This is a genomic window from Corynebacterium sp. HMSC077D03, from assembly GCF_001808545.1.
Classification (GTDB): Bacteria; Actinomycetota; Actinomycetes; order Mycobacteriales; family Mycobacteriaceae; genus Corynebacterium; species Corynebacterium simulans.
On record NZ_KV793686.1, the window covers coordinates 204,494 to 222,687 of the forward strand.

General features: G+C 59.3%; 20 protein-coding genes, 3 tRNA genes and 1 pseudogene. 9 read left to right on the plus strand and 15 right to left on the minus strand.

The window, feature by feature from the left end; translation table 11 throughout:
• The first annotated feature begins 74 nt into the window (after positions 1-74).
• Both HMPREF2888_RS04805 and HMPREF2888_RS13285 read left to right on the plus strand, forming a co-directional pair.
• The gene (locus HMPREF2888_RS04805) at positions 75-1,649 is read left to right on the plus strand and encodes an ABC transporter transmembrane domain-containing protein (RefSeq protein ID WP_070518398.1); all 1,575 of its coding nucleotides are present in this window, start codon (positions 75-77) and stop codon (positions 1,647-1,649) included.
• The gene (locus HMPREF2888_RS13285) at positions 1,646-3,427 is read left to right on the plus strand and encodes an ABC transporter ATP-binding protein (protein WP_070518400.1); all 1,782 of its coding nucleotides are present in this window, start codon (positions 1,646-1,648) and stop codon (positions 3,425-3,427) included. The genes HMPREF2888_RS04805 and HMPREF2888_RS13285 overlap by 4 nt, the downstream gene beginning before the upstream one ends.
• Before the next feature lie 232 nt (positions 3,428-3,659).
• On the opposite strand, the gene HMPREF2888_RS04815 is transcribed toward HMPREF2888_RS13285, so the two are convergent.
• Positions 3,660-3,732: transfer RNA gene (locus HMPREF2888_RS04815), tRNA-Ala, on the minus strand.
• Positions 3,733-3,908: 176 nt separating this feature from the next.
• On the opposite strand from HMPREF2888_RS04815, the gene HMPREF2888_RS04820 reads away from it, so the two are divergent.
• Both HMPREF2888_RS04820 and HMPREF2888_RS04825 read left to right on the plus strand, forming a co-directional pair.
• Positions 3,909-4,757 carry a polysaccharide deacetylase family protein gene (locus HMPREF2888_RS04820; protein ID WP_070518401.1) on the plus strand — a complete coding sequence of 283 codons (849 nt, stop codon included), beginning with the start codon at positions 3,909-3,911 and terminating at the stop codon, positions 4,755-4,757.
• On the plus strand, positions 4,757-5,305 hold the full coding sequence (locus HMPREF2888_RS04825) for a DNA-3-methyladenine glycosylase (RefSeq protein WP_061925566.1): 549 nt from the start codon (positions 4,757-4,759) through the stop codon (positions 5,303-5,305). The genes HMPREF2888_RS04820 and HMPREF2888_RS04825 overlap by 1 nt, the downstream gene beginning before the upstream one ends.
• A gap of 6 nt (positions 5,306-5,311) precedes the next feature.
• On the opposite strand, the gene HMPREF2888_RS04830 is transcribed toward HMPREF2888_RS04825, so the two are convergent.
• The 10 genes and pseudogenes from HMPREF2888_RS04830 to gyrA form a co-directional block, all read right to left on the minus strand.
• On the minus strand, positions 5,312-5,797 hold the full coding sequence (locus HMPREF2888_RS04830) for a MarR family winged helix-turn-helix transcriptional regulator (RefSeq protein WP_061925562.1): 486 nt from the start codon (positions 5,795-5,797) through the stop codon (positions 5,312-5,314).
• A gap of 42 nt (positions 5,798-5,839) precedes the next feature.
• A pseudogene (locus HMPREF2888_RS04835) lies at positions 5,840-6,058 on the minus strand (succinate--CoA ligase subunit alpha); the annotation flags it as partial.
• Between the two features lie 63 nt (positions 6,059-6,121).
• Entirely contained in the window at positions 6,122-6,295 is a 174-nt protein-coding gene (locus tag HMPREF2888_RS12850; protein WP_168163254.1) for a hypothetical protein, read from the minus strand.
• Positions 6,296-6,437: 142 nt separating this feature from the next.
• Complete coding sequence (locus tag HMPREF2888_RS04840; protein WP_061925555.1) at positions 6,438-6,818, minus strand: hypothetical protein; 381 nt, start codon at positions 6,816-6,818, stop codon at positions 6,438-6,440.
• Complete coding sequence (locus HMPREF2888_RS04845) at positions 6,818-7,027, minus strand: hypothetical protein (protein WP_005325312.1); 210 nt, start codon at positions 7,025-7,027, stop codon at positions 6,818-6,820. Before HMPREF2888_RS04845 ends, HMPREF2888_RS04840 begins: the two co-directional genes overlap by 1 nt.
• A 59-nt stretch (positions 7,028-7,086) precedes the next feature.
• Positions 7,087-7,347: a hypothetical protein gene (locus HMPREF2888_RS04850; RefSeq protein WP_070518404.1), complete on the minus strand. Its 261-nt coding sequence runs from the start codon at positions 7,345-7,347 to the stop codon at positions 7,087-7,089.
• Positions 7,348-7,510: 163 nt separating this feature from the next.
• Positions 7,511-7,583, minus strand: a tRNA-Ala gene (locus HMPREF2888_RS04855).
• Between the two features lie 9 nt (positions 7,584-7,592).
• Positions 7,593-7,669 (minus strand) — tRNA-Ile (locus HMPREF2888_RS04860).
• 166 nt (positions 7,670-7,835) lie between these two features.
• A complete protein-coding gene (locus HMPREF2888_RS04865; protein WP_062036487.1) occupies positions 7,836-8,180 on the minus strand; it encodes a DUF3566 domain-containing protein in 345 nt (114 codons plus the stop codon).
• A 3-nt stretch (positions 8,181-8,183) separates the two neighbouring features.
• Positions 8,184-10,748, minus strand: a complete 2,565-nt coding sequence (gene gyrA / locus HMPREF2888_RS04870; protein ID WP_061925545.1) for a DNA gyrase subunit A — start codon at positions 10,746-10,748, stop codon at positions 8,184-8,186.
• 78 nt (positions 10,749-10,826) lie between these two features.
• On the opposite strand from gyrA, the gene HMPREF2888_RS04875 reads away from it, so the two are divergent.
• The 5 genes from HMPREF2888_RS04875 to HMPREF2888_RS04895 all read left to right on the plus strand — a co-directional run bounded on the left by HMPREF2888_RS04875 (position 10,827) and on the right by HMPREF2888_RS04895 (position 12,978).
• Positions 10,827-11,039 carry a hypothetical protein gene (locus HMPREF2888_RS04875; RefSeq protein ID WP_061925542.1) on the plus strand — a complete coding sequence of 71 codons (213 nt, stop codon included), beginning with the start codon at positions 10,827-10,829 and terminating at the stop codon, positions 11,037-11,039.
• A complete protein-coding gene (locus HMPREF2888_RS04880) occupies positions 11,036-11,305 on the plus strand; it encodes a hypothetical protein (protein WP_061925539.1) in 270 nt (89 codons plus the stop codon). The genes HMPREF2888_RS04875 and HMPREF2888_RS04880 overlap by 4 nt, the downstream gene beginning before the upstream one ends.
• Before the next feature lie 126 nt (positions 11,306-11,431).
• Entirely contained in the window at positions 11,432-11,788 is a 357-nt protein-coding gene (locus HMPREF2888_RS04885; protein WP_061925536.1) for a hypothetical protein, read from the plus strand.
• A 33-nt stretch (positions 11,789-11,821) separates the two neighbouring features.
• On the plus strand, positions 11,822-12,259 hold the full coding sequence (locus HMPREF2888_RS04890; protein WP_070518405.1) for a DUF6918 family protein: 438 nt from the start codon (positions 11,822-11,824) through the stop codon (positions 12,257-12,259).
• Between the two features lie 62 nt (positions 12,260-12,321).
• Entirely contained in the window at positions 12,322-12,978 is a 657-nt protein-coding gene (locus tag HMPREF2888_RS04895; protein WP_246815036.1) for a nitroreductase, read from the plus strand.
• A gap of 85 nt (positions 12,979-13,063) precedes the next feature.
• Here HMPREF2888_RS04895 and gyrB read toward each other — a convergent pair whose 3' ends face one another.
• The 4 genes from gyrB to dnaN form a co-directional block, all read right to left on the minus strand.
• Positions 13,064-15,118: a DNA topoisomerase (ATP-hydrolyzing) subunit B gene (gyrB, locus tag HMPREF2888_RS04900; RefSeq protein ID WP_070432485.1), complete on the minus strand. Its 2,055-nt coding sequence runs from the start codon at positions 15,116-15,118 to the stop codon at positions 13,064-13,066.
• Positions 15,119-15,261: 143 nt separating this feature from the next.
• The gene (locus tag HMPREF2888_RS04905; RefSeq protein ID WP_061925529.1) at positions 15,262-15,783 is read right to left on the minus strand and encodes a DciA family protein; all 522 of its coding nucleotides are present in this window, start codon (positions 15,781-15,783) and stop codon (positions 15,262-15,264) included.
• Entirely contained in the window at positions 15,776-16,942 is a 1,167-nt protein-coding gene (recF, locus tag HMPREF2888_RS04910; RefSeq protein ID WP_070518408.1) for a DNA replication/repair protein RecF, read from the minus strand. Before recF ends, HMPREF2888_RS04905 begins: the two co-directional genes overlap by 8 nt.
• Entirely contained in the window at positions 16,942-18,123 is a 1,182-nt protein-coding gene (dnaN, locus tag HMPREF2888_RS04915; protein ID WP_082778674.1) for a DNA polymerase III subunit beta, read from the minus strand. Before dnaN ends, recF begins: the two co-directional genes overlap by 1 nt.
• Positions 18,124-18,194: the final 71 nt, after the last annotated feature.

Here is an 18,194-nt window from a genome sequence, read left to right on the forward strand (position 1 = left end):
AACCTGCTAAGGCTGCCTTTCTTTCCGGATAATCCGAACAAAGGAAGGCAGCCTTTCTTATAGGATAAGCAGCTATGACTGTCTATCCTCGCATGAAAACCTGGTCTTGGTACCTGCCAAGCCAGCCACCCGCCGGGGAGACCTCTCTCACCGAAACCACCAATTGGTCTAAACCCCGCAGCGCAACCCGGCGCCTGCTCTTTGCGCAGCCGGTGGGCGTGGCCGGCATTCTCATCTCCGCCGCCATCAACGCGCCATTGGGCGCGCTTGTCTCCGTGGTCATTGGCCAAGCCACGCAATACGCATTCAGCGACCCTTCCTGGCGCACACTCGCCATTCCAGTGGCGTTGACCGCACTGCTGCTTTTCATCGTCTATCTCGCCGAAGCCACCGCGGATGCCTTCACCGATCTCAGCCAGGCCCGCACCACGCATACGCTGCGGCTCGGGCTGCTGGAGAAGCTGCTCGGCGCTTCTACCTCCGGACTTAACCCAGGCCGCCTGCTCAACACGATGGACGAGGATTCCCATTACATCGGCCAGCTCAAGCAGGTGCTCAACTTTCCGCTGACCATGGTGGGCTATCTGCTGGGCGCGATTTTCAGCCTAGCGCCGATCTCGCCCGTGGTTTCCATCGTGCTTTTGATAGGTGCCGTCGTCACCGCGGCAGTATCTTGGGCCACCGCAAAACCGTTGACGAGTGTGGCGGCAGCTCGCCGCCAAAAGGAAAACACGGCGCTTTCGCTTGCAACGGACTACGCGCAGGGCTCCCGCGTTATTAAAGGTCTAGGCGCTAACGAGGTGGCCAAGCAACGCTTTGGCACCGCTGCACACACCGCCCTCGACGCCATGCTGCGCGAGCTAAGGCTTAGCGTCTGGTTGAACTGGTTGCGTCAGATGGTACCCACCGCGTTTACCATCGGTCTGCTCGCATGGACCTCATGGCAGATGTACCTGGGCAATATTTCCCCAGGTGGGATGATGAGTATCACGATGCTCGCCCCACCGGCGCTCAACGTCCTTGGGATCGCGCTGGGCCATCTCACCGAGGCGTGGGCGCGGGCCCAGGCCTCCGTGGAGCGCATCGGTGAGTTGCTGGAGGACCTGGATAAAGGCGACGTCGCAAAGCACGGCGATGCGCTTTCCTTAAGCCCTGGCTTGCAGGTCTGGGTACCGGAGACCACCAAAGGGCGCGCGCTTGTCGACGCCACCATATCCCGCCTTTCTGCCCACGGCGCCCTGTGCCCGCCGCACCGGATTTCCGTGCTGGAGGGGACGCTGGCCGATAACATCAATCCGCTCGGCAACATCCCGGCATCGCAGGTTCGCGCGGCGCTTGAGGCCGCGGCCTGCGAGGACATCGTCACTCGTCTCGGCGGTTTCGATGACTCTGGCGCCTTGCCGGATGCCCCCATCGGGGAGGCTGGACTGAACCTGTCGGGCGGTCAACGCCAACGCGTTGCGCTTGCCCGCGCGCTTGCCACAGACCCGGAAATCTTGGTGCTTGATAACCCCACTACGGGCTTGGATTCGCTAACACTCGCGACGGTAGCTGAGCGCGTGGCGCGCTTGCGCAAGGACCAGATCACCGTCGTAATCAGCGGCGCGTCGACGTGGGCGGCTAACGCGAAGGAGGTGCTAGAACTATGAGTAAACCCGCAGCAGATGCCCTAGCTCCTGCCTCCGCCCGTGAGTCCTGGCAGTTCCTTCGCACGCTGCCTTCCGCTCCGTCGAAGGCGAAGCTGGCCGTGGTATTTGGCATCTTTACGCTGACCATCGTGATGATGAACCTGGGCTCGCAGGTACTCGGCCGCCTCGTGGACATCATCCAGGGCGGCGAAGTCCCTGTGATTGGCTCTGGGCGCAATGCGATGATTACCGCATTATGGATCATCGCAGCCTGCCTCATCGTTGAGGTCAGCGGCCGGGCGCTCGGCGGCTATCTCATCAACGCCCGCACGCGCCGACTGGCTGTGGATCTGCGCACCGCAGCTCTAGACTCGGTGCTACGCGCGCCCGTACCGCGCGTGATGGAGCTGGGAACCGGCAACGTGATCACGCGCTTGTCTAAGGACATCGACACCGTGGTCACGGCGGTGGCCATGATGGGCGAGCGTCTCGCCGTCACCATCTTCATTCTGCCGCTTACTTTCCTGACCATGGCTTTCATTCACCCGGCTTACCTTTTACTGTGCATGCTCGCAGTCGCCGTGATGTATCCGTTTATCAAGGGAACGATTCGCGATATCCCCGCCGTGGCTAACGCCGTCTCCACCGTAGAGGCCCGCCGCAACAACGTATTGCTCGATACCATTCGCGCCTTGGAGACCCTCCGGATTTTCCGCCTCGACGGCTGGGCCACGCGCCGCATGGAGAACTATTCTTGGAATACCGTGCAGGCCTGGGGCGATAAGGTGCCGCTTATCAACCGCATCATCGGCCAAGGCAGCATTGCTTTCGGCGTGCTGCTCCTCGGTTCACTCTCCATGTCAGTGCCCATGGTGGCCTGGGGTTGGCTCACACAAGGCCAGGCCACGGCCGCGGTCTTGCTGGTCATGCGCCTAGAGATGCACGTTTTCAACATCTTGTTCTTCGCTGGGGAAATTCAGCATTCCGCAACTTCCTTGGGCCGCGCTGTGGCGCTGGCTCTGCTGGGCGCTGACGTGCCAACCAAGGAAGTAGCGCCGCTCGAGCAAGCCCCCGCGGTGCATATCGACGCCATGAGCTACTCCTACCCCGGCGGCGCCAAGGTCTTAGACGGCATTAGCCTCACGCTGGCGGCCGGCACCACGACCGCGCTGGTGGGCACCTCAGGCGCGGGCAAGTCCACCTTGGCCGCACTAGTGGCCGGGCTGCAGTACCCCACTGCGGGCAGCATCCGCCTTGACGACGTCGACACAGCAACGGTGCCCAATACCTGGGTGACCGAGCACGTCGCGCTGATTACCCAGGAGGTTCACCTCTTCTCCGGCACGCTGCGCGAGGATCTTCTGCTCGCCCGGCCACATGCTAGCGATGCGGAACTATGGGCAGCCCTCCACGAGGTGGGATTGACGGAAGACTCGCGCTGGCTGCCTGACGGCCTCGATACCCGCATCGGCGCCGGCAACGAGGAGATGGGCGCCGAAGCCGCCCAACAGATCTCGCTGGCGCGCATGGTGCTGCGGCAGCCGCCGGTGCTCATCATGGATGAGGCCACCTCAGAGGCCGGCTCTGAACACGCCGCCGTGCTTGAGGAAGCTGCCCGGGCCGTCACCCGCGGGCGTACCTGCCTAGTAGTGGCGCACCGCTTGGACCAGGCTCGTGAGGCGGACCGCATCATCGTGATGGAGCAAGGAGAAATCGTCGAAGACGGCGACCACGCCTCACTCATGGCGCGCGGTGGGCGCTACGCCAAGGCCTATGCGCAGTGGGAGCACGGCCACTAAGCCAGAAGGCTTAGTCTTGTTCCAGGTCTTGTTCCAGCCACTGCTCCAAACTTGGCCCGGCTAAATTTCCTCCCCTCCCCTTCTCTCCTTCACTTCTCCTCTCTTCGAGAGATGGTCCTCTTTGCTTGGCTCCCTTTGTGGGGGACGCAGAACCGAGTCTCGGAAGAGGCGGGCCGAGGGCAACGCAGGAACGACGAAACCCGGCACCGAATGGTGCCGGGTTTCTGGGCTGTGGAGCATAGGAGAATCGAACTCCTGACCTTCTGCTTGCAAAGCAGATGCTCTACCAATTGAGCTAATGCCCCAGTGCGTTTAATGCTACCCCAGGGGTATCGCAGAAAGAAAATCGCTGGCCCGGCCGGGAGTCCCATCAGTCACAGTAATTAACTCTTTTCACTCTGGTTGCGTGTCACTACGGCTTTTAGAAACGGCGGCGACCATAATCAAGGAACAGAAACACCCTCGTTAGAAAGGCTTTTGCATGCGCCGCCTCGCTGCCGCTACCGCTGCACTCTTACTTACCGCTGCACTTCCAGTCTCAGCCCACGCAGCGCCGGCAGCGCCCTTCCCGGTCCCCAACTTGCCGCAGATGCAGCTGCCGAACCTCCAGCAAGAAGCCGAGAAGCTCAACAATGACTTCCTAAACTCCTTGCCACCAGAGCTCGGTTCATCGAGGCCGGCACCACAAAAGCGCACCCCGAGTCCAGCACCTGCACCGACGCAAAAGTCTGACTGCTCCAACTGCGTCGCCATCACCTACGACGACGGCCCCAGCACCCTAACCAACCAACTGCTCGACACCTTGCGCGAAAAACACGCACACGCCAGCTTCATGGTGCTCGCCCCTAACGCCACAGCCCACCCAGAGCTGCTGCGCCGCATGCAGGCAGAGGGGCATACCATCGGCAACCACACCAACACGCACCGCGAGCTGAACAAGCTCGCCGCCGGCGACGTAGACGGGGAAATCAAGGCAGGTGCCGGCGCCATCAAGGCGGCAACCGGCCAGAGCCCTCGTTGGCTGCGCCCACCGTACGGCGCCACCAACGGCACTGTCGACGCCGCGGCCAAAGCCAACGGCCAAGCCGAGGCCATGTGGTCCGTGGACACGCTGGACTGGAAGGACCGCAACCCCGAGCACGTATGCAGCGCTGCAGTCAGCGGCGCGCAGCCGGGCGGCATCATCCTCATGCATGACATCCACGCCACCACGGTTAATGCTGCCAACTGCGTCATCGACGGCCTGCGCGCCAAGGGGCTCGAGCCGGTTAGCCTCGATACTCTTATCCCCACCCCACAGCCGGGGAAGCAGTACTACTCTCGGGGCTAATGATTGATTTCTCGGCTCCCGCAGACGTGGTGGCGCCTCAGCTTTTGGGTGCCACGCTCACCTTCAATGGCGTCAGCATCCGCCTGACGGAAGTCGAGGCCTACCTTGGCGCCGAGGACCCCGCCGCGCACACGTACAACGGCCCGACCCCGCGCAACGCCACGATGTTCGGCCCGCCCGGGCGCCTTTACGTCTATGCCTCCTATGGCATCCACCGCAACGGCAACATCGTGTGCGCCCCGGAGGGCACGGGCCAGGGTTGTCTGCTACGCGGCGGCGAGGTCATCGAAGGTACCGAGCTCGCTTTCCGACGCCGCGGCACCACCGACTTCCATAACCTCGCCCGTGGGCCGGGGAACCTCGGTAAGGCGTTAGGACTCGACCTCACAGACAACGACGCTATCCCCACGATCAAGGAAAGGGCCTCCGAACCGGAATGGGTTCGAGGCCCTCGCATTGGTATCAGTAAGAACAAAGACGCACCACTGCGCTTTTGGATTCCTTTCGACAAGACCGTCTCGGCGCGCAGAGGCCTGCCGCCGAGCTAATGAGGCCTAGTAACGCCCGCCGTAGCGTTCATCGCTCTCGATGGCCGCGAGGATGCGATCGTTGATCTGGTTGAGCTGGCGCACCTGCGTGCGGGTGAGGTTGTCCATCACGGAACGACGCGCCTGGGCGGCGTGCCCAGGCGCGGTGGCGACAACCTTGTCCCAGCCGGCGTCGGTAAGCTGCGCCAGCGTTGTGCGGCCATCATTCGGATCTGGACGGCGCGTAACCCAACCTTGCTTCTCCAAGCGCGTGACCACCTGGCTAAGCCGTGAGAGCGAGCCGTTCGCCGTGTACGCAAGGTCGCGCATGCGCATCTCACGATTCTCCGACTCAGAAAGACGAGACAGAACGGTGTACTCGAAGAAGCTCAAGCCGGCGTCGTCACGCAGCTGGGCATCCAGAATGTTGGTTAAGCGGATGGTGACTCCCATGAGGGATACAAAGGAAGCGAGTTCCTCCTCATCGAGCCACTTCTTATCCTTCTCGGTCATGAAATTAATTCTAGCAATGAAGCTTTATTTGTTAAGCATCTGCTAGGCAGATTTCAGCGCTTCCCGGAGAAGCTGCGCCGCCTGGCTCGGGGTTTTGCCGACCTTCACGCCGGCCTCCTCTAACGCAGCCTTCTTGCCCTCTGCGGTTCCGGATCCTCCAGAGACAATCGCTCCTGCGTGCCCCATGGTTTTGCCGTCCGGCGCGGTAAAACCAGCAATGTTGGCCACCACCGGTTTGGTCACGTGCTCCTTGGTGTAGTCGTCCAGTAACTTCCATCAAACACGAGAGTAAACTTAAGTACTGCCACCCGTGAGTTTACTGGCCTATTTAAAGACCAGCCCGCCGAGCATGAGGACATCACCGTTCCAGACTTTCTCAACCGCGAAGAACTCGACGCGACCGCCACCGGACAGATGCTGAACAAACTTTTCGGACACGAAGCGGCCAAGATGGGACACCAGATCCTCGACCAGGCCGAGCCGTTTAACGCTGCCCACACCACCAACTGGGGACTACCTTGCAAGCCCACCGTCACGTGCGGCTAACGCACACGAGTCCACCGGCCGATAAAAACGCCCAGTACGCGTGTGTATCATGCGCGTGCTGGGCAACTTTCGCTTTCAGTGTGATGTCCTCCTTTTAGGATGCTGCGAGCTTTTGAGCGCGCTGGTAAGACACGCCGAGGACTGTTCCCATATCTCGTACGGTCATTCCAGCGTTTCTCATTGCAACAGCGAGGTCATGAGTGCTTGCCTGTGCTGCAGCGGCCAGTCGTGCCGCTTCTTCGCGTTCTTTTTCGGCGCGAGCTTTCATTTCCGCAAGGTCCGGTGGAAGAACAACATCAACAATAATGTTGAGTTCGTCTGGGTCTAGGCCTGCCTGGTAGGCCAGTGCTTCGCGCATCTCGTCGGCAGCATTAGCCAGCCGCTTAGTTTGAGACACTGCCCCTAGTTCGGCGCATTCGAGCACCCATACTCCGCTGGTTCCACGTTCTGCGGTTACTGTGTATGTCGTGGTCATTACCTCCACCAGCCTTTCCCTAATTCTTGGGCGTATTGGTCAAAAAACTTCTTGACTGTCACATCGTCAATCTCACGGTGCCTACCTAAGGTTCGGGTTGTGCTGCCTACCCGATAAGCGTCATGGCGCGATAGGGCGATTTCCTCAAATTCAAGACCACGCCGCTTAGCTTCCGCTTTCAATTTCTTGATGACGGCGTTTCGCTTCATAACGGTAGTCTACCGACAGGAGACTGAACAAGTCAACCATGGGTTGACATTTTTCTTGATTATGCTCCTTCGCCAATTGAACTGGGCACTACCCCACAAACCAACCCTCCAGCGCCCCTAAGGCGTGACTGACAAAGTGCGTCAAAGCCGCTGAAATATTGCAACCGCAAAACGGCCCAGGCCAACAGCATAAGAACGATGAACAGGCCAGCGACGGCACCCCAGCCCACCTTGACAGTCCACGTGGCCGATCTGCTCATGGCAAACACCGCGACAAGCACCGGCAGAGCTAGGAAAACTTCGAGAATCAAAATCGTCATAAGTTAAGTGTCGCAGGCGGGTGTGCACATTCTCGGTCACCAGCAACAACACCATTTCCGAGGACTAGAAATAACGAAATTTTGCTACTTAGCCCCCCGGAACGGTGCACACCCCAAAACAACAAAGAAACCCGACACCATTACGGTGCCGGGTTCCGAGCTGTGGAGCATAGGAGAATCGAACTCCTGACCTTCTGCTTGCAAAGCAGATGCTCTACCAATTGAGCTAATGCCCCATTGTTCCGTGGTGGGCCTAGCAAGAATCGAACTTGCGACCTCATCGTTATCAGCGATGCGCTCTAACCGACTGAGCTATAGGCCCCTGTGCGGAACGAGATGTAACTTTACATACCGATCCGGCAAATACACAAATCGCCAGCGCAGCCAAGGTTTTAGAAGGTTGTTTAAAAAGCGAAACCGGCACCGTCTCTTAAGAATTTAAACCTAAAAGACGATGCCGGTTAGATGTGGGCTAGCGGGCTCGGGCTTTAGCCATGACCAGACTGGATACCCAGCTTGAAACCACCGAAGACGTCCACGATGGCGTTATAAAGTACCGCGAGCAGCGGCGCCAGCAGCATGTTGAACACCGCCACGATTGCGCCGAAGAGAGCAGAGATAGACAAGACCACACCGAAGGTCACTTCGAAGGCGCCGCCCACTCCGCCGACAAGGCTGTTGAGGGAATCCCAGATTCCTGCCTGATCGAGGCCGAAGTAGAGCAGGCACACGGCAAGCAGCCATGCTATAAGCCCGACGAGGGACATCGCCAAGCCCACGCGGAAGGCCGAAATCGGTGAGATCCGCGTAAGGGTTACGTCTCGTCTTGCCATGGATTACTCCTCGCTATCTGCTGCGTTCTTGGAATCCGCAACCTTGAGGTGTTCCTGCTGAACGTCCTCAACGGATTTCTCGCCCTTGGCCACAGCCTGTGCATCTTCCTCACCATCGTCCTCAACGTTGCGGTCGATTGCAAGCAATTCGACGTCGTCGGAGAGATTGACCAGGCGCACTCCCATGGTGGCGCGGGAGGAAGGACGAATCTGGCCTACCTCGGTGCGGATGACGCCCCCAGCGGAGGTGATAGCGAAGATCTCGTCTTCCTCATCGACGGAGATAGCGCCGATGAGCTTGCCGCGCTTCGGGGTGTACTTGAAGGTCATAACGCCCAAGCCACCGCGGCCCTGTGGCGTGTACTCCTCGATAGCGGTGCGCTTGCCGTAGCCGCCGGAGGTGGCAACCAGCAGGTACTCGCCATCGTGAACCACGGACATGGACAAAAGCTGGTCATCGTCGCGGAAGCGCATGCCCTTCACACCGGCGGTAGCACGGCCCATCGGGCGCAGCTGGTCGTCGTCAGCGGTGAAGCGGATGGCCTGGCCCTGCTCAGAGGTCAGCAGGATGTCATCGCCTTCGTCGACGAGGGACGCGCCGATGAGCGCATCACCCTCGTTGAGGTTAATGGCGATTAGACCGGCAGAACGTGCGGACTCGTAATCGGTGAGGCGGGACTTTTTGACGCGGCCCTGCTTGGTGGCCAAGACGAGGTAAGGAGCGTCCTCGTAGGACTGAATCTGAATGACCTGTGCGATCTTCTCCTCCGGCTGGAACTCCAGCAGGTTAGCCACGTGCTGACCACGTGCGGTACGGCCTGCCTCCGGCAGCTCATAAGCCTTGAGGCGGTAAACACGGCCAAAGTTGGTGAAGAAGAGGATCCAGTCGTGTGTGGAACAGACAAAGAAGTTCTTGACGATGTCGTCCTGCTTGAGTTCCGCACCGCGCACGCCCTTGCCGCCGCGCTTCTGCGCCTTGTAGGCATCAACCTTGGTGCGCTTTGCGTAGCCAGTGGAGGTGATCGTGACGACCACGTTCTCGCGGGCGATAAGATCCTCGTCGGTGACGTCGCCAGAAGCGGCCACGATCTGGGTACGGCGCTCATCGCCGTACTTTTCAACGATCTCAGCGAGCTCGTCGTGGACAATCTGACGCTGGCGTTCCTCGCGGGCGAGGATGTCCTTGAGGTCAGCAATGATCTCTTCGATCTCAGCCAACTCGTCAATGATCTTCTGGCGCTCCAGGGCTGCCAGCTTACGCAGCTGCATCGCGAGGATGGCGTCTGCCTGTACATCATCGACGTCGAGAAGCTCCTTCAACCCTTCTCGCGCTTCGTCGACCGTTGGGGAACGGCGGATAAGCGCGATGACCTCGTCGAGCATATCGAGGGCCTTGACCAAACCACGCAGGATGTGGGCGCGCTTTTCGGCCTCATCCAGGCGGTACTGGGTACGGCGAACGATGACCTCGATCTGGTGCGCAACGTAGTAGCGCAGCATCTGGTCCAGGCGCAGGGTGCGCGGCACGCCATCGACGATGGAGAGCATATTGGCGCCGAAGGAGGTCTGCAGCTGGGAGTGCTTGTAGAGGTTGTTGAGCACGACGCGAGCGACGGCATCGCGCTTCAGGGTGACCACGATGCGCATGCCAACTCGGTCGGAGGACTCGTCCTCAATCTTGGAGATACCGGCGATCTTGCCGTTGGCCACGGACTCCGCGATGTTGGAGATCATGTTATCCGGGTTGACCTGGTACGGCAGCTCGGTAATAACGATGGTCTGGCGGGAGCCAGACTCCTCGATGGAGGTCACACCGCGCATACGGATAGAGCCGCGGCCGGTGGTGTAGGCATCCTTGATGCCCTGGTCACCAACGATGAGGCCGGCGGTTGGAAAGTCCGGACCCTTCACGCGTTCCATGCAGGCTGCCAGCGCCTCTTCGTCGGAGGCCTCTGGGTTATCCAGCAACCAGAAGATAGCCTCAGCCAGCTCGTTCAGGTTGTGCGGCGGGATGTTGGTGGCCATACCAACGGCGATGCCGCCGGAGCCGTTCATCAGCAGGTTTGGAACGCGGGAAGGCAGGATGTCCGGTTCCTGGGTCTTACCGTCGTAGTTCGGGGAGAAGTCGACGGTGTTTTCGCGAATGTCACGGACCATTTCCATGGCCAGCGGGGTCATGCGGCACTCGGTGTAACGCATTGCCGCTGGGCCGTCGTTGCCGCGGGAACCGAAGTTACCCTGGCCGTCGACCAGCGGGTAGCGCATGTTCCAGGACTGCGCCAGACGCACCAACGTGTCATAAATTGCGGAGTCACCGTGCGGGTGGAATTGACCCATGGTGTCCGAGACCGGGCGGGCGGACTTCACGTAGCCGCGATCGGGGCGGTAGCCGGAGTCGAACATCGCGTAAAGGATGCGGCGGTGCACCGGCTTCAGGCCGTCGCGTACCTCTGGCAGAGCACGGCCGACGATGACGGACATGGCGTAGTCGATGTAACTCGACTCCATCTCCTCGTTGATATCAATCGGTTGAATACGATCAAAGAGATCGTCATTTTGGTCACTCATAACGGCAAATTCTACCCTCTGCGCCCCTCTCCCGCCGGCTACGCCGCGCTAGTGATACCACGGTGATACCATCGGGCCATGGCTATGACTCTTCGTCTTACAGCAGAACAGGATCACGCGCTGACCCTTCTGGCTTCCGCGCAAGGCACCTCCAAGCACGAGGCGGTGGTGCGTGCAGTTGTGGCGGCTGCGGCGCGCACGCTTTCCGACGCCGCGGTCCAAGACGCCGCACGCCAGCTCCTGCCCGGCCGCGCCGAGCTCGAGGCAGAAATCCGTAGGGCTCGATCATGACCGCAGAGCAGCTCCTTCTCGTCGCGCGCGAGTTCTGCGCGCAACACAAAACCACGGTGACTAACTTTGGCGCGTTAGTTGCCGCCGCGAGCGTCTCAAGTGCCCGAATTGATGGCATCCCCGTCCATGCAAACCGGCAGCAAGCAGCACAAGCAATGCAGCAGATATTGGTGGCTTATCCTGCGCTTAACAAGCACAACCGCACCTTCGCAGCTCTTAGCGCCCGAGTATTCATGGAGACGGAATCACGTCTTAGCCTGCGCTGACCTATCCTTTGTTGCCCGAGTTATGTAAGTTATAGCTGGTAATACTTAACTATTCCCTCGATAACCCGCGCGGCTTGGCCTTGAGGAATGACTGAAGCGTCAATGCAACGCGTAGGAAAGGAAGACATGTCTCTGAAGAAAGCCATCGCTGCGGGCGTAGTAGCAGTATCCCTAAGCACCGCTGTCACCCCAGCCGCAACCGCCGCCTCCAGCACCCCTGAGACCACCAACACCTGGGAAAAACAGGTCAATCCTAATTTCAAGCAAGGCGAGGAAACTTCCTCTCTCACCGGCTCTTCCCCACTCGATTTGGGCATCATCATCGGCGGTTCCGTCGCTGGCGCCGCGCTTATTTTCAAGCTGGTGACCGATTTCGCTCCGGCACTTCTCACCCAGGGCGTCCCGAACCTCGACCTCGAGCGTCTTGCTCGCGACAATGGCTTAACCCAACTTGCAGATCAGATTGCTGCTCTGAAGGGCTAATTGCCGCATTCGGGTTTCAGTAAGATTACTGCCATGTCTAATCTTTCCCAGCTCCTGGAAGAGCCAACCCGCACCAGCGTTGTCACCGCGCTTGTTTCCTTGGTCGATAACACTGTCTCCGAACAATCCGGCATCACCGGCATGGCCATCAAGGGCGCGGTGGCCGCGGCGAAGAAGGTCGACGCCGACATCGTCTCAAAAGGTATCAACCGCGCCCTGCCGGATCTCCTCGGCGAGATGGAATCCTACTGGCAGGAGTTCGAGACCTCCCCGCAGGAGAATTTCGGCACCTACCTGGCCGGAAACGACAAAGAGGTGGCAGATTCCATCTTGGGTGTGGCTGATCGTAATGCAGACCAGGTAAATAATCCGGCGCTGGTAAAGACCTACAACTCCCTACGCAGCAAGATCGCTAAAATTATTGAGCCCCAGATTCCGGAGCTCGCGCGCATTTTGCAAAAGCATATGTAACCCCATATGTAAGAAGGTGTAGTCTGGCGCGCCTGATTTCAAGCAATAACTATTCTGAATTCATCCGCAGCCGCCACTCCGCCCGCGCCTACCTACCAGAACCAGTTCCGGCAGAGGTTATTAAGCAGGTGCTTATCGACGCCCAGTCTGCACCGTCTAATTCCAATACGCAGCCATGGGACGTGCACGTGGTTAGCGGTGAGAAGCTCCGCGAGCTTTCTGATGCGCTCATCTCCGAGTTCAATGAAAACGGCATCAACCCGGATTTCACCTTGGACTACGGCGAGGGCGTGCACCCTTCCCGTTCCATTGAGCTGGCAAAGAAAATGTACGGCATCCTAGGAATCGCCCGTGAGGATAAGGAGGGCCGCACCGAGTTCGTGCGCGAAAACCTCCGCTTCTTTGGCGCCCCGCACGCAGCACTTCTTTATATTCCGCCAATGGGCGATCGCATTCGTGCTGCCTTCGATCAGGGCACTTATGCAGAAAACTTCTTGCTTTCCCTACGTGCCCACGGTTATTACGGAACCCCTTTGGGCATGATTTCGCTCATGGCGCCGACCACCCGCAAGTTCCTCGGCATCGATGAGGAGCAGAAGATGGTCGTCGCCATCGCCTTCGGTAAGGCGGACGAAGACAGCCCCGTGTTCAACGTAGAGCCGGGCCGCGCCGATCTTTCTGAGACGGTCACCCTGCACGGCATCGATTTGGACATCTAAGGCCAAATTACAGAAAGCGCCCTGCTCTCCCATTCGAGGAAGTGCAGGGCGCAAGTTTCTTCTGGCTCGTGTAAAGCCTTTGGCTTTACACGTCCAGGAAGCGAACGTCCTTCGCGCGGCGGGTAATGAAGGAGCGGCGAGCCGAGACATCGTCACCCATCAGGATGGAGAAGAGCTCGTCGGCGCGCTGTGCGTCTTCCAGATCCACGCGGCGCAGGATACGGGTGGTTGGGTCGAGTGTGGTCTCCCACAGCTCGGATGCGTTCATCTCACCCAGGCCCTTGTAGCGCTGGATGCCATCGTCCTTGTTGATCTTGCGATTAGCTTCGAGGCCTTCTGCCAGCAGCTTGTCGCGCTCGGCGTCGGAGAAGGCATAGCCCGGCTGGCCCTTTGCCCACTTGAGCTTGTACAGCGGCGGATTAGCCAGGTAGACGTGGCCATCCTCAACCAGCTGCGGCATGAAGCGGAAGAGCAGGGTCAACAGCAACGTCGCGATGTGCTGGCCGTCAACGTCAGCGTCGGCCATCAGCACGATCTTGTTGTAGCGCAGCTTGGAGATGTCGAATTCTTCGTGGATACCGGTGCCCAAAGCGGTGATGATCGCCTGGACCTCGGCGTTTTTTAGAACCTTATCCATGCGTGCCTTCTCCACGTTCAGGATCTTGCCGCGCAGCGGCAGGATTGCCTGGAACATGGAGTCACGGCCGGCCTTTGCGGAGCCGCCTGCGGAGTCACCCTCCACGATGTAAAGCTCGGAGATCTTCGGATCCTTAGAACGGCAATCGGCAAGCTTGCCGGGCAGGCCGCCCAAGTCGGTGGCGGACTTACGGCGCACCATCTCGCGGGCCTTACGCGCTGCGACGCGTGCGTGCGCGGAGGAAACGGCCTTGTTGATAATCGCTTTTGCCTCTGCCGGGTTGGCATCGAACCAGTCGTTGACGTGCTCGTTGACGGCGCGCTGGACGAAGCCCTTAATCTCAGAGTTGCCGAGCTTGGTCTTGGTCTGACCCTCGAACTGTGGGTCACTGACCTTGACGGAAATGACGGCAGAAAGGCCCTCACGGCAGTCATCGCCGGAGAGGTTGCCGTCCTTCTCCTTGACCAGCTTGTGCTCCTTGGCGTAGCGGTTCATCAAGGAGGTCAGCGCGGCGCGGAAACCCTCTTCGTGGGTACCGCCCTCATGGGTGTTGATGGTGTTGGCGAAGGTGTGGACGGACTCCTTATAGCCCTGGTTCCACTGCAGAGCGACCTCGACTTCGTGATCCTCGCCCTTGACGTCGAAAGCGACGATGGTGGGGTGGATGGCGGTCTTGGTCTTGTTGAGGTGCTTGACGTAGTCAATCAGGCCGTCTGGGTAGTGGTAGACAACCTTCTTCTGCAGTTTCTTTGCCGGCTTGTCCTCGCTCGGGCCGTCTGCTTCGGAATCGACGTCGACGTCGTCAAAGGACTCAGCGTCCAGGGCGGTCTCGCCGGATTCGGCGTCGGCAATTGCCTCGAGCTCAAGCTGCTCCTCGGTAACGCGCTCGTCGATAAGCTCGATGGTCAGGCCCTTGTTCAGGAAGGCCATCTCCTGCAAGCGGCGTGCGATGGTCTGGTAGTCATAATCCGTGGTCTCGAAGATCTCTGGATCGGCCCAGAAACGGATCGTGGTACCGGTACCGCGCGCATTGCCGCCTTCCACCAACTCATCTGGGATGGCGTTAGAGAAGTTCTGATACCAGTGCTTGCCGTTGCGCTTGATCTCTGCCTCAACGCGAGTAGACAAAGCATTCACAACGGAGATGCCGACGCCGTGCAGACCACCGGAGACTGCGTAGGAATCGGAATCGAACTTACCACCGGCGTGCAGCTGGGTCATGACAACCTGGACGGTCGGCGCACCGGAGGCGTGCATCTCCACAGGGATGCCGCGGCCATCATCGATGACCTCAACGCCGCCGTCGGCGAGCAGCTTGACGACGACCTTGGAGGCATAACCAGCCATGGCCTCATCGACCGAGTTATCCACGACCTCCCAAATCAGGTGGTGGAGACCGCGTACGCCGGTGGAACCGATGTACATACCCGGACGCTTGCGGACGGCCTCAAGGCCCTCCAGGATGGTAATGGAACTAGCACCATATGCGTGTTCTTCAGCCACGGAAACGTGTACTCCTTTTGGCTATAGCAAAATCTAAGACTTTAGCTATTCTACACGGTGTCCCCCTACTAGAGAGCACTCCACACCAGTGAGAGGGCGGAATTTAGCCCGATTTTTCGATCCAGATTTTTGTCCCGAAGCGGCTATCCGTAGGTATCTTGCGAGCCTTGCGGCTTCACCCACTGCCGGCCCTGATAATTGCGATGTTGCTTGGGGCCTTGAATACGCAGTTCAACGATGACGTCGGGCCCGAGGCGGTCCGCGATCTTGCGCAAGATCTGGCGTTGCAGATAGCGCAGCTCGGTGGCCCACACGGAGGCGTCGCAAGAAATATAGACGACCTTGTCCTTAATGCGCTCGGGCTTCGTGTGCGCGGCGATGCGCTCGCCCACCAGGTTGGTCCAATTGCCCATGACCCAACCATCAGCAAGCTCGTTTTCCCAACCGCGGCGGACAATCTCCTTGTTCAGCGTGGCACCGAGACTGGGGATATCCAGGCTGCGACGCTGCCTCCTGCCATCGGGGCCGGTGGGTCTGCCTACGCGGTATTTCTTCGCCGGTGCATCGTGACTAATTTTCATCTTCGGCGCTGGCTTATCCAGTTTGGGAGCGTTCTTGGAATTTGAACGCACACGATCAAAGAAATCCTGAATAGGATCAGTCATCGTCGCTCACCTTTGCAATTTCAGAAATTCGCCCCTGTTGAGTATCCCGGACGGAGACTTCATAGCGAACGATGGGCTCTAAGTTGCCGGGCAGGTCCTTGTCCACGGCGGCGGTGATCAGCACTTGCTCGGCTTCGGTAGCCAGGTGCACGAGCTTCTCCCGGCGCTTGGCGTCGAGTTCGGCGAAAACATCGTCGAGAATCAAAATCGGATCAGTGCCTTCCTCGCGCAAGAGGTTGAACTCGGCAAGGCGCAAAGAAATGGCATATGACCAGGTCTCACCGTGACTAGCAAAGCCTTTTGCCGGCTGCGTTCCGAGGTTGAGCACGAGATCATCGCGGTGCGGGCCCACCAGGGAGATGCCGCGCTCGATCTCGCGCTGCCGCTTAGCGGCAAGCTCGGTGAGCATCACGGCTTCCAGTACGTCGCGGTCAGAGACGTCGATCGTAGATTTGTACTCGATGTGGGCTGGCCGCGATTCCGGGGCCAGGCCTGAATAGGCGGATGGGATCAACTCGCTTAAGGCGTCGACAAGCGCGAGGCGTGCCTGAATCACCTGCGCGCCTAGATGTGCCAGCTGGGCGTCCCATACATCCAACGTGGCCAAAGCCGAGGCACCATCGGCGTCATCGTAGCCGCGGCGCAGGCTTGACGACGCCGACTTTAAAAGCGCATTGCGTTGCTTTAAGACCTTGTCATAATCCGCCTTTACCCCAGCTAAGCGCGGGGTACGTGAGGCGATGATGGCATCCATGTAGGTGCGCCGCTCAGCCGGCTCACCACGCACGAGCGCGAGATCCTCAGGCGAGAACAACACGCTTTTGACCACGCCCAATAACTCACGCGGGCTTTTCAGCCGCGTGCGATTTATCTGGGCCTGGTTAGCCGCGTGCGGTTTGATGAGCAGATGCGCGGTAAGCTCGCGGCCCTGGTTGACGGCAGTGGTGGAGATTCTGGCATTAGCGGCGCTTTGACGTACCAAAGGGGCGTCGTGGCTAACACGGTGCGAGGACAGGTGGGCTACGTACCCGATCGCCTCGACGATGTTGGTCTTGCCAAAACCGTTGCGTCCGACGAACAAAGTGATCCCCGGGCCGAGCTCAATATGCAGCTCAGGCCACGAGCGAAAATCCCGGACGTCGAGTTCGCGAATGAACATTAACCTGGCAGACGGACCGGCATCAGAAGGTAGGTGAAATTGGTCTCGGGGGTTGGGAAGACTCCATCCTCATCTGCCATCGGCATCTCCTCTGGCTCCGGAATCATAATTGCTGGGCGGGAAGGCTCAGTGAATCCGAAGACCACGCGGTCAGTGTGGACCACTGCCAGGCCATCCTTGAGGTAGCCCGGGTTAAAGGCGATGGTGAATTCATCGCGGCCGGTAAATGCACAAGGCAAAGTCTCGTCTGCCTTACCGGAATCCGCGCCAGCGGCCAGGGTGACCTGACCTTCAGAAAAGTCCATGCGGATCTGGGCGTTGCGATCAGTCAGCAGGGAAACGCGGCGGATGGCTTCCTGCAGCGGAGCAACTTCGATGCTGGCCATCGCGGTATGCGTCTTAGGCAGCAGCGGAGAGACGTTTGGGAAGTCTGCATCCAGCATGCGGGTGGTGGTCTCACGGTTATCCGCGTGCAGACCAAACAGGCCCTCTGCGCCAATGTTTTCGCCGGTGCCTACCGCGATCTCCACTGGGATGTTGAGGTGAGTATCAAGGGAGCGGCCGGTGTCTTGCAAGGTCTTCGCAGGAACTAGCAGCTTTGCCTTTACGTCAGGGGATACCGGATCCCACTCGAAGGTGCGCATAGCCAAGCGGAAACGGTCGGTAGCAGTCATTTCAACGTGGGAACCGTTGATTTCCATATGCACGCCGGTCAGCATCGGCAGAGTGTCATCCTTGCCGGCAGCGGATGCGACCTGGCTGATGGCCTCAACGAAAAGCTGTGGGTTGATGGTGCCGGTGACCTCCGGCAGAACCGGCAGCTGCGGGTAATCATCGAGTGGAATGATGGGCAGCTCGAAGCGGGAGGAACCGCAGGTGAGCAGGACCTTGGAATCCTGCTGGGTCATCTCAACTTCCTTGTTCGGAAGGGTAGCAACGATGTCTGCGAGCAGCTTACCGGCGACGGCGATGCGGCCTGGTTCGTCGATCATTGCCGCGATGCGTACGCGAGTAGAAACTTCGTAGTCGAAGCCGGTGAATTCCAAACCATTGTCATCGGCGGTGATAAGCATCGCGCGAAGAACAGGCTGCGTCACCTTGGAAGGCAAACTACGGGCTACCCAAGCAACTGCGTTGGCCAGATCATCTTTGGCAACACGAAATGACACAGATTGGTCCATGGTCTCGATGAGCTCCTTGCTGGGTTCTAGCTGGGTTGATTTTTGTAAGTAACAAAAGCTGTTTCCAACTT

Coding starts and splice junctions, on each gene's coding strand:
- HMPREF2888_RS04820 (WP_070518401.1), top strand. CDS start 3,909: ATGCGCCGCCTCGCTGCCGCTACCGCTGCACTCTTACTTACCGCTGCA.
- HMPREF2888_RS04825 (WP_061925566.1), top strand. CDS start 4,757: ATGATTGATTTCTCGGCTCCCGCAGACGTGGTGGCGCCTCAGCTTTTG.
- gyrA (WP_061925545.1), bottom strand. CDS start 10,748: ATGAGTGACCAAAATGACGATCTCTTTGATCGTATTCAACCGATTGAT.
- recF (WP_070518408.1), bottom strand. CDS start 16,942: ATGTTCATTCGCGAACTCGACGTCCGGGATTTTCGCTCGTGGCCTGAG.
- HMPREF2888_RS13285 (WP_070518400.1), top strand. CDS start 1,646: ATGAGTAAACCCGCAGCAGATGCCCTAGCTCCTGCCTCCGCCCGTGAG.
- HMPREF2888_RS04805 (WP_070518398.1), top strand. CDS start 75: ATGACTGTCTATCCTCGCATGAAAACCTGGTCTTGGTACCTGCCAAGC.
- HMPREF2888_RS04865 (WP_062036487.1), bottom strand. CDS start 8,180: ATGGCAAGACGAGACGTAACCCTTACGCGGATCTCACCGATTTCGGCC.
- HMPREF2888_RS04880 (WP_061925539.1), top strand. CDS start 11,036: ATGACCGCAGAGCAGCTCCTTCTCGTCGCGCGCGAGTTCTGCGCGCAA.
- HMPREF2888_RS04840 (WP_061925555.1), bottom strand. CDS start 6,818: ATGACCACGACATACACAGTAACCGCAGAACGTGGAACCAGCGGAGTA.
- HMPREF2888_RS04885 (WP_061925536.1), top strand. CDS start 11,432: ATGTCTCTGAAGAAAGCCATCGCTGCGGGCGTAGTAGCAGTATCCCTA.
- HMPREF2888_RS04875 (WP_061925542.1), top strand. CDS start 10,827: ATGGCTATGACTCTTCGTCTTACAGCAGAACAGGATCACGCGCTGACC.
- HMPREF2888_RS04845 (WP_005325312.1), bottom strand. CDS start 7,027: ATGAAGCGAAACGCCGTCATCAAGAAATTGAAAGCGGAAGCTAAGCGG.
- HMPREF2888_RS04850 (WP_070518404.1), bottom strand. CDS start 7,347: ATGACGATTTTGATTCTCGAAGTTTTCCTAGCTCTGCCGGTGCTTGTC.
- dnaN (WP_082778674.1), bottom strand. CDS start 18,123: ATGGACCAATCTGTGTCATTTCGTGTTGCCAAAGATGATCTGGCCAAC.
- HMPREF2888_RS04830 (WP_061925562.1), bottom strand. CDS start 5,797: ATGACCGAGAAGGATAAGAAGTGGCTCGATGAGGAGGAACTCGCTTCC.
- HMPREF2888_RS04890 (WP_070518405.1), top strand. CDS start 11,822: ATGTCTAATCTTTCCCAGCTCCTGGAAGAGCCAACCCGCACCAGCGTT.
- HMPREF2888_RS04905 (WP_061925529.1), bottom strand. CDS start 15,783: ATGACTGATCCTATTCAGGATTTCTTTGATCGTGTGCGTTCAAATTCC.